This is a genomic window from Leifsonia sp. GW821-FHT13C09, from assembly GCF_058806435.1.
This window is the reverse complement of sequence record NZ_JBXAPS010000003.1, coordinates 353,583-366,478: the sequence shown is the minus strand read 5'-3', so window position 1 is coordinate 366,478 and position 12,896 is coordinate 353,583. Positions and strand designations below refer to the sequence as shown.

At 71.4% G+C, this 12,896-nt stretch carries 14 protein-coding genes; 10 read left to right on the top strand and 4 right to left on the bottom strand.

The window, feature by feature from the left end; translation table 11 throughout:
• Positions 1 to 46: 46 nt before the first annotated feature.
• From AC1ROW_RS13205 to AC1ROW_RS13190, 4 genes are read left to right on the top strand one after another with little or no spacing between them, the layout of a single operon-like run.
• Complete coding sequence (locus AC1ROW_RS13205) at positions 47 to 1,018, top strand: alpha-ketoacid dehydrogenase subunit beta (RefSeq protein WP_493019461.1); 972 nt, start codon at positions 47 to 49, stop codon at positions 1,016 to 1,018.
• Positions 1,015 to 2,418: a dihydrolipoamide acetyltransferase family protein gene (locus AC1ROW_RS13200; protein ID WP_493019357.1), complete on the top strand. Its 1,404-nt coding sequence runs from the start codon at positions 1,015 to 1,017 to the stop codon at positions 2,416 to 2,418. Before AC1ROW_RS13205 ends, AC1ROW_RS13200 begins: the two co-directional genes overlap by 4 nt.
• Positions 2,415 to 2,594 carry a hypothetical protein gene (locus AC1ROW_RS13195; RefSeq protein WP_493019356.1) on the top strand — a complete coding sequence of 60 codons (180 nt, stop codon included), beginning with the start codon at positions 2,415 to 2,417 and terminating at the stop codon, positions 2,592 to 2,594. Before AC1ROW_RS13200 ends, AC1ROW_RS13195 begins: the two co-directional genes overlap by 4 nt.
• 38 nt (positions 2,595 to 2,632) lie before the next feature.
• The gene (locus AC1ROW_RS13190; RefSeq protein ID WP_493019355.1) at positions 2,633 to 3,607 is read left to right on the top strand and encodes a DMT family transporter; all 975 of its coding nucleotides are present in this window, start codon (positions 2,633 to 2,635) and stop codon (positions 3,605 to 3,607) included.
• On the opposite strand, the gene AC1ROW_RS13185 is transcribed toward AC1ROW_RS13190, so the two are convergent.
• Together AC1ROW_RS13185 and msrB are read right to left on the bottom strand one after the other, a co-directional pair.
• A complete protein-coding gene (locus AC1ROW_RS13185) occupies positions 3,591 to 4,142 on the bottom strand; it encodes a nitroreductase family protein (RefSeq protein ID WP_493019354.1) in 552 nt (183 codons plus the stop codon). The genes AC1ROW_RS13190 and AC1ROW_RS13185 overlap by 17 nt on opposite strands.
• Complete coding sequence (gene msrB, locus AC1ROW_RS13180; protein ID WP_493019353.1) at positions 4,142 to 4,573, bottom strand: peptide-methionine (R)-S-oxide reductase MsrB; 432 nt, start codon at positions 4,571 to 4,573, stop codon at positions 4,142 to 4,144. The genes AC1ROW_RS13185 and msrB overlap by 1 nt, the downstream gene beginning before the upstream one ends.
• A gap of 170 nt (positions 4,574 to 4,743) precedes the next feature.
• On the opposite strand from msrB, the gene AC1ROW_RS13175 reads away from it, so the two are divergent.
• The 5 genes from AC1ROW_RS13175 (at position 4,744) to AC1ROW_RS13155 (ending at position 9,031) form a co-directional block, all read left to right on the top strand.
• Complete coding sequence (locus AC1ROW_RS13175; protein WP_369962461.1) at positions 4,744 to 5,043, top strand: DUF3263 domain-containing protein; 300 nt, start codon at positions 4,744 to 4,746, stop codon at positions 5,041 to 5,043.
• A gap of 22 nt (positions 5,044 to 5,065) precedes the next feature.
• Positions 5,066 to 5,626 (top strand): LytR C-terminal domain-containing protein, encoded by a 561-nt coding sequence (locus AC1ROW_RS13170; protein ID WP_493019352.1) that lies wholly within the window; start codon positions 5,066 to 5,068, stop codon positions 5,624 to 5,626.
• A 181-nt stretch (positions 5,627 to 5,807) separates the two neighbouring features.
• Positions 5,808 to 6,011 (top strand): cold-shock protein, encoded by a 204-nt coding sequence (locus tag AC1ROW_RS13165; protein ID WP_055914585.1) that lies wholly within the window; start codon positions 5,808 to 5,810, stop codon positions 6,009 to 6,011.
• A gap of 185 nt (positions 6,012 to 6,196) precedes the next feature.
• The gene (gene groL / locus AC1ROW_RS13160; RefSeq protein ID WP_493019350.1) at positions 6,197 to 7,816 is read left to right on the top strand and encodes a chaperonin GroEL; all 1,620 of its coding nucleotides are present in this window, start codon (positions 6,197 to 6,199) and stop codon (positions 7,814 to 7,816) included.
• A 90-nt stretch (positions 7,817 to 7,906) separates the two neighbouring features.
• Positions 7,907 to 9,031: a hypothetical protein gene (locus tag AC1ROW_RS13155; protein WP_493019349.1), complete on the top strand. Its 1,125-nt coding sequence runs from the start codon at positions 7,907 to 7,909 to the stop codon at positions 9,029 to 9,031.
• Positions 9,032 to 9,041: 10 nt separating this feature from the next.
• Here the strand turns inward: AC1ROW_RS13155 and AC1ROW_RS13150 are convergent, their stop codons facing one another.
• Together AC1ROW_RS13150 and AC1ROW_RS13145 are read right to left on the bottom strand one after the other, a co-directional pair.
• Complete coding sequence (locus AC1ROW_RS13150; protein ID WP_493019348.1) at positions 9,042 to 10,754, bottom strand: sensor histidine kinase; 1,713 nt, start codon at positions 10,752 to 10,754, stop codon at positions 9,042 to 9,044.
• Positions 10,755 to 10,804: 50 nt separating this feature from the next.
• The gene (locus tag AC1ROW_RS13145) at positions 10,805 to 11,497 is read right to left on the bottom strand and encodes a response regulator transcription factor (RefSeq protein WP_179605211.1); all 693 of its coding nucleotides are present in this window, start codon (positions 11,495 to 11,497) and stop codon (positions 10,805 to 10,807) included.
• A gap of 178 nt (positions 11,498 to 11,675) precedes the next feature.
• On the opposite strand from AC1ROW_RS13145, the gene AC1ROW_RS13140 reads away from it, so the two are divergent.
• Entirely contained in the window at positions 11,676 to 12,896 is a 1,221-nt protein-coding gene (locus AC1ROW_RS13140) for an NAD(P)/FAD-dependent oxidoreductase (protein WP_493019347.1), read from the top strand.

Here is a 12,896-nt window from a genome sequence, read left to right as displayed (position 1 = left end):
CCGGCAGCCCGTCGCCGAGAAGCCGTCCGAGCCTGCGGTGGCCACCATGACCATGGCGCAGGCCCTGAACCGTGCACTGGCGGACTCCCTCGAAGCCGACCCGTCCGTCCTCGTCTTCGGCGAGGACGTCGGCACGCTCGGCGGCGTCTTCCGGATCACCGACGGCCTGACCAAGCGCTTCGGCGAGCAGCGCTGCTTCGACACCCCGCTGGCCGAGTCCGGCATCGTCGGCACCGCCGTCGGGATGGCGATGAACGGGATGCGCCCGGTGGTCGAGATGCAGTTCGACGCGTTCGCCTACCCGGCGTTCGAGCAGATCGTGGACCATGTCGCGAAGATGGGCAACCGCACCCGCGGGAAGGTCCGGTTGCCGATGGTCATCCGCATCCCCTTCGCGGGTGGCATCGGCGGCGTCGAGCACCACTCCGACTCCTCCGAGGCCTATTACGTGCACACCCCCGGCCTGACCGTGGTGTCGCCCGCGACGCCGCAGGACGCCTACGGCCTGCTCCGCGCGGCTATCGCGTCGCCGGACCCGGTGGTGTTCATGGAGCCGAAGAAGCTGTACTGGTCGACCGGCGAGGTCGACACGACCGCGCCGCTGCCGGAGCTCGGCCGCGCGCGCGTCGCCCGGGAGGGCACCGACGCGACCCTGATCGCCTACGGGCCGACCGTGCCGGTGGCGCTCGCCGCAGCGGAGGCCGCGGCCGAGGAGGGCCGCAGCCTGGCCGTGGTGGATGTGCGGACCCTGACCCCGTTCGACGACGAGACCGTCTGCGCCGCCGTGCGCGCGACCGGCCGCGCCGTGGTCGTCGCCGAGGCGCCGGGCTTCGCCAGCGTCGCCTCCGAGATCGCCGCGCGCGTCTCCGAGCGCTGCTTCCACTACCTGGAGGCGCCGGTGCGGCGGGTGACCGGATTCGACACCCCGTTCGCACCGCCGAAGCTGGAGCGTTTCTACCTGCCCGGAGTGGACCGCGTGCTCGACGCGGTCGACAGCCTGCAGTGGGAGGACGCATGAAGGTCTTCGCGCTGCCCGATCTGGGCGAAGGGCTCGCCGACGCCGAACTGGTCCGCTGGCTGGTCGCAGTCGGCGACACCGTGACGGTGGACCAGCCGATCGCCGAGGTGGAGACCGCCAAGTCGGTCGTGGAGGTGCCGTCCCCGTACGCGGGCGTCGTCGCCGCCTGCCACGGCGAGGAGGGCGAGACGATCATGGTCGGCTCACCGCTGCTGGAGGTGCGGGAGGAGGCCGAGGTCGAGGCCGACGAGCCCGTCGCCGCGCAGCCGGAGGCCGTCGACGCGCAGCCCGAGTCCGTCGCCACCGCGCCGGAGCGGGAGCCCGAACCCGTCGCCGCCGGCTCGGGCGCGGTCCTCGTCGGCTACGGCACCACCGATCACGCCACCGCCCGCCGCCGCGGCCGCGCCGCCCAGCGCGGCTCGGGCGTTGCCGCCGGCGCGCCGAGCCGGATCGTCCCGGTCGTGTCGCCCGTGGTCCGCGCTCTGGCGCACACGCACGGCATCGACCTCGCGTCGCTCACCCCGAGCGGCGCCGGCGGCGTCGTCACGCGCCGCGACGTGGAGGCCGCGCTCGCTGCCGCCAAGGCCACCGCGCCGAGCACGCTCACCGCGCCCGCAGCGCCTGCGGCGCGCGCGACCGGTCCGGCTCCCGCTGCGGAGGAGCCGGGGACCGACCCCCGGACCGGCCTGGACATCGCCTCCGTCACCCCGTTCTCCCGCCTGCGCCGCACGGTCGCCGAGACCATGACCCGCAGCCGCTCGGAGATCCCGGAGGCCACCGTCTGGGTCGACGTCGACGCGACGGCGCTGTGGGAGGCCAGGCGGGCCCTCGGGAAGTCGGGCAGGCCGCCGTCGCTGCTCGCCTTCATCTCGCGCTTCACGCTGAGCGCGCTCGCCCGGCATCCCGAGCTCGCGGGCAGGGTCACCGCCGACGGCGACGGGATCGAGACGTTCACCGGGGTGAACCTCGGCTTCGCCGCCGACACCCCGCGCGGGCTGCTGGTCCCAGTGATCCGCCGCGCCGACCGGTCGAGCGTCCGCGAGCTGGACGCCGAGCTCGGCCGCCTGTCCGCCGCCGCCCGCGAGGGCGTGCTGCCGCCCGCGGACCTCACCGGCTCGACGTTCACCGTGAACAACTACGGCAGCCTCGGCGTGGACGGCAGCGCCGCGATCATCAACCACCCGGAGGTCGCGATTCTCGGCATCGGCCGCGTCATCGAGCGCCCCTGGGTGGTCGAGGGAGCGGTCGTCCCGCGCCGCATCGTGCAGCTCAGCCTGGTCTTCGACCACCGCGTCACCGACGGCGGAGTGGCGGCACGGTTCCTGCGCGAGATCGCCGACGCGATCGAGTCGCCGATCGCCTTCCTCGCCGGGGAGGCCCCGGGTACGGTGAGGGCATGACCGACGAACCGCGCGAGAAGCCCGACGCAGACCGACCCGACGACGCCGACAAGCCCGACGTGGTGGAGCAGGGCGACGACTACGACCTCGACTTCGAGAAGGACGTCGCGCCCGAGGAGAACATCCCCTGGCTCCCGCACCCGTCGCCCGCCGACGGCGAGGCGCCCGCTCCCTGAGCGTCCGCTCGACCGCCGAGCGCTCTAGGCTTGGGGGAGTGACATCCCGCTCCTTCCCCCTCTGGCTCGCGCTCGTCTGCGCCATCGTCTGCGGGGCGGGCGTCGCCCTGCAGTCGCGCATCAACGGCGAGCTCGGGCAGCGGCTGGGCGACGGCGTCACCGCCGCCGTCATCTCGTTCGGCTCCGGGCTGGTGATCCTCCTCGTCGCGATGGCGGTCGCCCCGGTGGGTCGGCGCGGCTTCGGCAGGGTCATCGCCGCCCTCCGCTCGCGCGAGCTGCCCTGGTGGTACGTCGCCGGCGGCGCCGCGGGCGCGTTCCTGGTGCTGTCGCAGGGCGTCGCCGCCGCCGTGCTCGGCGTCGCGCTGTTCACGGTCGCCGTGGTGGCCGGGCAGACCGTCAGCGGGCTGGTGCTCGACCGGATCGGCCTGGGCCCGGGCGGGCGCCGCCCGATCACCCCCGCGCGGCTCGCGGGCGCCCTGATCGCCCTCGGCGCCGTGACCTGGGCGGTTTCCGCGCAGCTCGGCGGTCCGGTGCCGCTCTGGCTGATGCTGCTGCCGTTGATCGCGGGCCTCGGGCTCGGCTGGCAGCAGGCCGTCAACGGCCAGGTGCGGGTGGTCGCAGAGAGCGCCCTGACCGCGACTTTCATCAACTTCGTCGTCGGGACGACGGTCCTCCTGGTGATCATGGCCGTCGACTGGAGCCTGCGCGGACTCCCGAAACCGCTGCCGAGCGAGCCGTGGCTCTACCTCGGCGGCGCGATCGGCTGCGTGTTCATCGCGGCGGCCGCGCTGCTCGTCCGGATCACGGGCGTGCTGCTGCTCGGTCTCGCGACCGTCGCCGGTCAGCTTGTGACGGCGCTCCTGCTCGACGTGCTGGCGCCGAGCTCGACCGTGCCGGTCGCGTTCTCCACCGTCGCCGGCACGCTGCTCGCCCTGGTCGCGGTCGCCGTCGCCAGCACGCGCTGGGGTCGGGAGCGCGCGGTCTCCGGCGAGCGGGTCAGTCGAGGACGCTGAGGAAGCGCTCCGGGTCGATGGAGGTGCGGTGGCCCTCCCTGCCGTCCTCCGGGACGCCGCCGACGTAGAGCCAGCCGAGGAGCCGCTCGTTCTTCGCGAGGCCGTGCATCCGGTGCACGGCCTTCGATCGGGTGTGGTGGCCGGTACGCCACATCACGCCCCAGCCCGCGTCGTTCAGGAGCAGGCTCAGCAGGTGCGCGACGCCCGCGGCGACCGCGTCCTGCTCCCAGCCCGGCACCTTCTCGCTCTCCGTGCGCACAGCGACGATCGCGAGCAGCAGCGACGAGCGCAGCGGCTTGGCCGCCAGCTTCGCCGCCTCCTCGCCCGTCGCCTTCGCGTCCTTCACGAACGCGCGGCCCAGCCGCACGCGCGCGTCGCCGCGCAACTCGATGACGCGCCACGGGTGCAGCGCCGAGTGGTCGGCGACGCGGCCCGCTGCGGCCACGAGCGGCAGCAGCTCTTCGTGCGTCGGCGCCGCGGGCGTCACGCGCGAGTACGACCGGCGCGCGGCGACCCGCTCGACGAGCTCGGACATCAGGCCTCTGGCGAGAAGTTCAGCGAGATCGAGTTCATGCAGTAGCGGTCGCCGGTCGGGGTGCCGAAGCCGTCGGGGAACACGTGCCCCAGGTGCGAGCCGCAGTTCGCGCAGCGCACCTCGGTGCGCACCATGCCCAGGCTGTCGTCTTCGAGGAGCTGCACGGCCTCCGGCCGGATCGACTCGTAGAAGCTCGGCCAGCCACAGCCGCTGTCGAACTTGGTGCCGGACTTGAACAGCTCCGCCCCGCACGCGGCGCAGGTGTAGAGGCCGGCGCGGCCCTCGTCGAGCAGCTCGCCGGTCCACGGCCGTTCCGTGCCCGCCTCGCGCAGCACCGCGTACTGCTCCGGGCTGAGCTCGCGGCGCCACTCCTCGTCGGTCTTCTCGACCCCGTAGGCGCCCTGCGCGGCCTCGTTCTGCGATGCGCTCATCGTGCGTTCCTTTCGTCGTCCGTCCCCAGCCTAAACGGCGGCGGCCGGACGACTGTTCCCTGTTCCGGCCCGCGACGTGCCGGACGCAAACGGGGAACGCACAGGACAGCGCCTCTAGGATGAGGCGCGAGCGCGGGGAAGGGCTGACTCGAAGACGGTGAGGGGAGGCGGTGCACGTGGCGGAGGCTGCGGACCACCGGATCCCCGCGCCGGACGCGGGCGGCCTGACCGACCGTGAGGCGGCCATCCTCGCGTTCGAGCGTCAGTGGTGGCGGCATGCCGGCGCCAAGGAGCAGGCCATCCGCGAGGAGTTCGGTCTCTCCGCCGCCCGGTACTATCAACTTCTCGGAGCGCTGATCGACCGACCGGAGGCGCTCAAGCACGACCCCATGCTCGTCAAGCGCCTGCTCCGGCTGCGCGAGACCAGGCTGGCTGCACGGCGATCCCGGACACTCCCGTCCGGTGACTGACACCGCGAGGAAACACCTGTAGATGGCAGAGAAGTACCCGAGAGACCGGTTCGACGACATCCCCGACGGCCTGCAGCGCGTCGGTGCGCACCGGGCTCCCCGGCCGAAGGGCCGCGGCTGGATCGCCGTCGGCTGGGCCGCGCTCGCCGTCGTCGTGCTGGTCGCCGCCGGCATCTTCGGACTCTCGCTGGTGAGCGGCTCCATCTCCTTCCACGGTGCCGCGAACTCCCCGACCGGCACCGCGACCCACACTGCCACTCCGACCCCGACGCCCACCCCGACCATCACGCCGACGGTCGACCCCTCTTTGACCGTCAACGTGCTGAACGGGACCACGACCTCCGGTCTTGGCGGCAAGGTCGGCGCCACCCTGACCAAGGCGGGCTGGAAGGTCGGCGCAGTCGCGAACGCCGACAAGCAGAACCTGACGCAGACGACCGTCTACTATTCCGATCCCAAGAACCAGGCCGCAGCCCTCGGGGTGGCGCAGTCGCTGCCCGGCGCCACCGTCGCGCTCACGCAGGACTTCGCCGGAAGCGGTGCGGACCTCACCGTGGTCGTCGGCAGCGACTACAAGGGCTGACCGGCGCGTCGTTCCGCGTGTGGACGCGCGCTCATCCCTTTGTTTCACGCGTGTTTAACTTCGGACCGATTTCGTAACGGATTGGCCAAAAGACTGGCGTCAACGCCTATTGCAAGCATTAGGATCGGGAGTCAACGCGCGGCGCTGGACCGGGCGAGCGACACAGCAATGGGAGTAATGCATGGCGAACGGGACCGTGAAGTGGTTCAACGCTGAAAAGGGCTACGGATTCATCACCGTCGAAGGTGGGGGACAGGACGTTTTCGTTCACTACTCCGCAATTGACATGAACGGCTACAAGGTCCTCGAAGAGGGCCAGCAGGTGCAGTTCGAGGTCGGCTCGGGCAACAAGGGCCCGCAGGCCGAGTCGGTGCGTCCGCTGTAGTACGCAGCGATCGGCAAGACCAATAAGAGGAGCGCCGCCCTTCGGGGCGGCGCTCCTTTGTCTTTGCACGACTCCCGCGCGCTTGCACTCTCCTGGCGCGAGTGCCAGAATCGCTTTAGCACTCCATCTGATCGAGTGCTAATAAACGGAATCTTTCGCAGACGTCCGGGAGGGACGAGAAACACATGGCAAAGATCATTGCTTTCGACGAGGACGCCCGCCGCGGCCTCGAGCGCGGCCTGAACATCCTGGCCGACACCGTCAAGGTGACGCTGGGCCCGCGCGGTCGCAACGTCGTCCTCGAGAAGAAGTGGGGCGCTCCCACCATCACGAACGACGGCGTCTCCATCGCGAAGGAGATCGAGCTCGACGACCCGTACGAGAAGATCGGCGCGGAGCTCGTCAAGGAGGTCGCGAAGAAGACCGACGACGTCGCGGGCGACGGCACCACCACCGCGACCGTGCTCGCTCAGGCGCTCGTCAAGGAGGGCCTCCGCAACGTGGCCGCCGGCGCCGACCCCATCACGCTGAAGCGCGGCATCGAGAAGGCCGTCGCGGCCGTCACCGACGAGCTCGTCGCCAGCGCCAAGGAGGTCGAGACCAAGGCCGAGATCGCCGCCACCGCGTCCATCTCCGCCGGCGACACCACCATCGGCGAGATCATCGCCGAGGCGATCGACAAGGTCGGCAAGGAGGGCGTCGTCACCGTCGAGGAGTCGAACACCTTCGGCACCGAGCTCGAGCTGACCGAGGGCATGCGCTTCGACAAGGGCTTCCTGTCGCAGTACTTCGTCACCGACCAGGACCGCCAGGAGGCGGTGTTCGAGGACCCGTACATCCTCATCGCCAACCAGAAGATCTCCTCGATCAAGGACCTGCTCCCGATCGTCGACAAGGTGATCCAGGCCAACAAGCAGCTCCTCATCATCGCCGAGGACGTCGACGGGGAGGCCCTGGCCACCCTGATCGTCAACAAGATCCGCGGCATCTTCAAGTCCGTCGCCGTCAAGGCCCCGGGCTTCGGCGACCGCCGCAAGGCCATGCTGCAGGACATCGCGATCCTCACCGGCGGCCAGGTCATCTCCGAGGAGGTCGGCCTCAAGCTCGAGAACGTCACCCTCGACCTGCTCGGCCAGGCCCGCAAGGTCGTCATCACCAAGGACGAGACCACCATCGTCGAGGGCGCGGGCGACCCCGAGGCCATCGCCGGCCGCGTGGCCCAGATCCGCGGCGAGATCGAGAACACCGACTCGGACTACGACCGTGAGAAGCTCCAGGAGCGTCTCGCGAAGCTCGCCGGCGGCGTCGCCGTCATCAAGGCGGGCGCGGCCACCGAGGTCGAGCTCAAGGAGCGCAAGCACCGCATCGAGGACGCCGTCCGCAACGCGAAGGCCGCCGTCGAGGAGGGCATCGTCGCCGGTGGTGGCGTGGCCCTCATCCAGGCCGGCAAGACCGCGTTCGAGAAGCTGTCGCTCACCGGCGACGAGGCGACCGGCGCGAACATCGTCAAGGTCGCCATCGAGGCGCCGCTGAAGCAGATCGCGATCAACGCGGGCCTCGAGGCCGGCGTCGTCGTCGCCAAGGTGCGCGAGCTCCCGGTCGGCCACGGCCTCAACGCCGCGACCGGCGAGTACGTCGACATGCTGGCCTCCGGCATCAACGACCCGGTGAAGGTCACCCGCTCGGCGCTGCAGAACGCCGCGTCCATCGCGGGCCTGTTCCTCACCACCGAGGCCGTCGTCGCCGACAAGCCCGAGAAGAACCCGGCGCCGGTGGGCGACCCGGGCGCGGGCATGGACTTCTGAGTCCAGCCGACACGCAGTAGCAGAGGGCGTCTCCCGTTCGCGGGCGGCGCCCTCTTCGCTGTTATCGTCGTCTCGATCGAGGACGGTGCGATGGCGAGATGGAGGTCGGGTGCGGCGGCGGCCGCCGCGCTTGCTGTGCTCTGCCTCGCCGGGTGCCAGGCGCTCGGGCTCCCGGGCGCCGCGCCGACCAGTCCGCGCGCGACCTACGCGCCCGCCGTGGAGGTCGCGCCGCCCCTCGACTGCGCGGCCTTCACCACGACTCCCGCCGTCGAGGCCCTGCTCGGCGGCAGCGCGCCCTTGGCGACCACCCCGGCGACTGCACTCGCGACTCCGGCCGGGCGTGGGCCGTTCGGTGTTCAAGCGGCCGGCGGAGGCTGGTGCCGCTGGGGAGACGACCCGGGCGCGGCTGCACCCGCCGCGGCTGCACCCGCCGCGGCCCCCGCGGTGGCGCACCTGCTCTCCGTACAGCTCCTGCCGCACGCTGCGGCGAGCTGGCAGGCGCTGGCCCAGCGGTACCCCCAGTCCGCGGCGATGGGCGCCCACTACGACGGAGGTGAGTCCCGGGGCGGCGACTGCGCGGTGGCGACGACCGGAACGGCCGGGAGCTCCTGCCACACGAACGTGCTGGTCGGCGGCTCCTGGCTCGCGGTGGACGCCGCCAGCAGCACCTCCAGGATCGACGAGAAGGCGTTCCACGCCCTGGTCCAATCGTTCGTCCCCACCGTCGCCGCGATCGACGCACGGACACCGACGCCTGCCCCGGCGAAGCCGTTGTCGTGCGGCGACGCCGCCTGGCTGAAGGCCGTCGCGGGGGTCTACGGTCCGTCGTCGGTCGCCGTCCTCGACCCGGCAGGGGCCTTCGGCGTGCAGACCGCGCTCGTCGCGGACCCGGCGGTGACGGTCTGCGCCTACCGCGCGGGGAGCGGGGACTCCTCGCTCCTCGGCACCGTCTCCGTGCTCCGCGGAGCGTCCGCCGCGTACGAGACGTACCACGGTGTCGCGGTGGCCCGCGACCCGGACGCCAGCGGCGGCACGATCCAGGTCGGCGGCGCGGAGCTCGCGACGCTGGTCCGCCACACCGGCGCGTCGGGGTCGGCGCCCGCCGAGACCGTGGTCGACGCGCTCGTCGGCGACACGTGGATCCAGTTCGCCGCGGTGTCCGGCTCCGACGACCAGGCATCGTCGGTCGTGGCGTGGGTGGCCGGGCGGCTCTGAGCCGCGCGGGTCAGAGGCCCGGGGGTGGACCGTCCGTCGCGCGGGCCGCGCCCGCCAGGGGCAGCGACACCCGGAACGTCGCGCCGCCGCCGTCGGTCTCCACGACCTCCACGGTGCCGTGGTGCGCCGCCACGATGGAGGAGACGATCGCGAGGCCCAGGCCGCTGCCGCCGGTCTCCCTGGCGCGGGAGGTGTCGGCGCGCCAGAAGCGCTGGAAGATCTTGTCGCGGATCTGGGGCGGGATGCCCTCGCCGTGGTCGCGCACCTCCAGAAGGGCGCGGTCGGCGCGATGGTCGACCTGGACCGCGATCTCGATCGGGCTGTCCTCCGGGGTGTAGCGCAGGGCGTTGCCCATCAGATTGGTGACGACCTGGCGGAGCTTGTTCTCCTCCGCCATCACGATCGCGGGCTCGGCCGGCGGCGCCGCGAGGACGACCTTCTCGGCGGTGGTGACGGCGATAGGACCGGTCGTGCCGCGACGCGCGCGGTTGCTGCGGCGCAGCCGGGCCAGCGCCGAGCCGGCGAACGCGATCGGGCCGGTGGCGCCCGGCGGGCGGGACAGGTCCTCCGGCAGGGACATCGGCACGGTGTCCAGCCCGGGCTCGACCGGTGCGGACGACACCGGGGCCGGGACCGGCGCGGGCGTCAGCACGGTCACCCGGCGGCCGGGGGCTCCGGCCATCGCGTCCATCGCGGCGTCCTGCGCGATGCGCACCAGGTCGACCGGGTGGAGGTCGAGCGGCTTCGTCTCGTCCAGGCGGGCCAGCTCCAGGAGGTCCTCGACGAGGAGGCCCATCCGGATGGCCTCCTTCTCGATGCGGTCCATCGCCTGGGCGACGTCCTCCGGGGTCTGGAGGGCGCCCATCCGATAGAGCTCGGCGTAGCCGCGCACGGAGACGAGCGGCGTCCGCAACTCGTGGGAGGCGTCGCCGACGAACCTGCGCATCTGGTCGATCGTTCGCGCGCGGTCGTTGAACGCCCGGTCGATGCGGTTCAGCATCGTGTTGAGCGACCGGTTGAGCCGGCCGACTTCGGTGTTCGGGGTCGCGCCGCCGAGGCGCTGGCTGAAGTCGCCGTCGGCGATGGCCGCAGCGGTCTGCTCGACCTCCCGCAGCGGCGAGAACGTGGTGGTCACCAGCATCCGGGTGAGCCCGGCGCCGACGATGATGACGATGACGCCGAAGCCGAGGAAGATCGCCAGGAAGCTCGCCATGACGGTGTCGATCTGGCTCGTCGTCGTGGCGACGATCGCGGTGGCGAGCTCACCCGTCTGGGCGAACGTCTGCGTCGTGACCAATGCGCGGTACGCGGTGTGGCCGTCGTTGCTGTAGATGGTGATCCCGCCGGGGCCTAGCGCCTTGGCGTCCGTCAGACTGAGCTTCTCGGGGATGGCGGGCCGGTGGGCGAACGGAATATTGCTCCAGTTCGTCTTCACCAGGTTGCCGCTGGCGTCGTACAGCGCCGCGAAATAGTCCGACGGGCTGGAGTCGGTGGCGATCTTGTCCTTGTCCGACGACGAGCCGAACAGGTACGTGTTGACGTAGGTCGCGCCGGACGCCGCCGAGAGCTGCGCGTCGAGCTGGTCGATCAGCACCGGCTTCAGCATCGACATCGTCCCGATGCCGGTCACCAGCAGCCCGAGCGTCAGCATGAGCACGGTCACCCCGGTGATCTTGGTCCGAAGGGAGATCGCGTTCCAGCGGTCGAGCAGGCGTGAGTGCATCAGGCCGCCAGTCTATGCAGACGGTGCTGAGCCGAGGATGTGAGCGCGGGTCACGCCTTCGCGGCCTTGAGCATGTAGCCGAAACCGCGCTTGGTCTGGATGAGCGGCTCGCTGGAGTGCGCGTCCACCTTGCGGCGCAGGTACGAGATGTAGGACTCCACGATGCCCGCATCGCCGTTGAAGTCGTACTCCCAGACGTGGTCGAGGATCTGCGCCTTCGACAGCACGCGGTTGGGGTTGAGCATCAGGTAGCGCAGCAGCTTGAACTCGGTCGGGCTGAGCTCGATCGGGGTGTCGCCCACGTAGACCTCGTGGGTGTCCTGGTCCATCGTGAGCTCGCCGGCGCGGATCACGGCGTCCTCGTCGGCCTGCATCGTGCGGCGCAGGATGGCCTTGATGCGGGCGACGATCTCGTCGAGGCTGAACGGCTTGGTGACGTAGTCGTCGCCGCCGACGGTGAGGCCGGTGATCTTGTCCTCGGTGTCGTCCTTGGCGGTGAGGAAGAGGATGGGCGCGGTGTAGCCCGCGCCGCGCAGCCGCTTGGTGACGCCGAACCCGTTCATGTCCGGGAGCATGACGTCCAGGATGATGAGGTCTGGCTCCTCTTCGAGGACCGCGGAGATCGCCTGGGCCCCGTTGCCGACCGCGCGCACGGCGAACCCGGCGAAGCGGAGGCTGGTGGTGAGGAGATCGCGGATGTTCGGCTCGTCGTCGACGATGAGAATGCGGGGTCCTGCGTTCATGCGAAACAGTATCTGCGCGTCCGCTGAATTATGCCTGTGAGTGGACGGTGCGCGGTGAGTGCGAACGGACCGTGCGGGCCGTGCGGCCCGACCACGTGCGCCGTGCGCCGTGCGTGCGAGGGACTGGCGCGGCCCGTGTGAACAGTGGATGCTGAGAAGACCAGCGATCGGAGCTGCCATGTCGAATCCCACCGTGGTCATCGTCGGCGCAGGGCTCGCCGGAGCGACGACCGCCGTCGAGTTGCGCGAGCGCGGCTTCGGCGGACGTATCCTGCTGCTCGGCGCGGAGGAGCACCATCCCTACATCCGCCCGCCACTGTCCAAGGAGTATCTGAAGGGCGATTCCGATCTCGACGACGCGTACGTGAAGCCCGCGGACTGGTACACGGAGAACGACGTGGAGTTCCTCCCCGGGTCGGACGCCGGGTCGTTCGACCCGCTCGCGCACGAGCTCTTCGTCGCCGGCGGAGCCCGGATCACCTACGACAGCCTGGTCCTGGCGACCGGCGCGCACGCCCGTCCGCTCGGCGTCCCGGGCAGCGGCCACGGCGCCGTCTTCTCTCTGAGAACCATCGAGGACTCGCAGTGGCTCCGGGCCGCTCTGGAGGTCGGCTCCCGGCGCGTCGTGGTCGTCGGCTCGGGCTGGATCGGCATGGAGGTCGCCGCCGCCGCGCGGGGCTACGGCAACGACGTGACGGTGGTCGGGCGCTCGCACGTGCCGCTCGCCCCCGCGATCGGCCCGGAGCTCGGCGGCGTGTTCGAGACGCTGCACCGCGACCACGGCGTGGCCTTCCGCAACGCAGCGCAGGTGTCGGCGGTGGAGGGCGGGGACGAGCAGGTCGTGGTCCTGGCGACCGGCGAGCGCCTCCCGGCCGACGTGGTGGTCGCGGGCGTCGGCGCCGCGCCGAACACGCACCTGGCCGAGCAGTCGGGCCTCGCGCTCGACAACGGCATCCCGACCGACGAGGCGATGCGCACCGCGGTGGAGGACGTCTACGCCGTCGGGGACGTGGCGAACCCGGTCCTTCCGGCGATCGGCCAGCGCCTCCGCAACGAGCACTGGGCCAACGCCATCGCGGGCGGCACGGTCGCGGCGCGCGCGATCGTGGGGGAGGACGCGAGCTACGACGACATCCCGTACTTCTACTCCGACCAATACGATCTGGGCATGGAGTACTCCGGCTACGCACCCCTCGCCTCCGGCGCGCGCGTCTTCTTCCGCGGCGACGTGGCGGCGCGCGAGTTCATCGCCTTCTGGCTGCGCGACGACCGGGTGGTCGCCGGCATGAACGTGAACGTCTGGGACGTGCAGGAGCACATCCAGCGCCTGATCCGCGGCCGCCAGCCCGTCGACCCGGGGCGGCTCACCGACGAGAGCGTGGGCCTTGCAGAGCTCTGA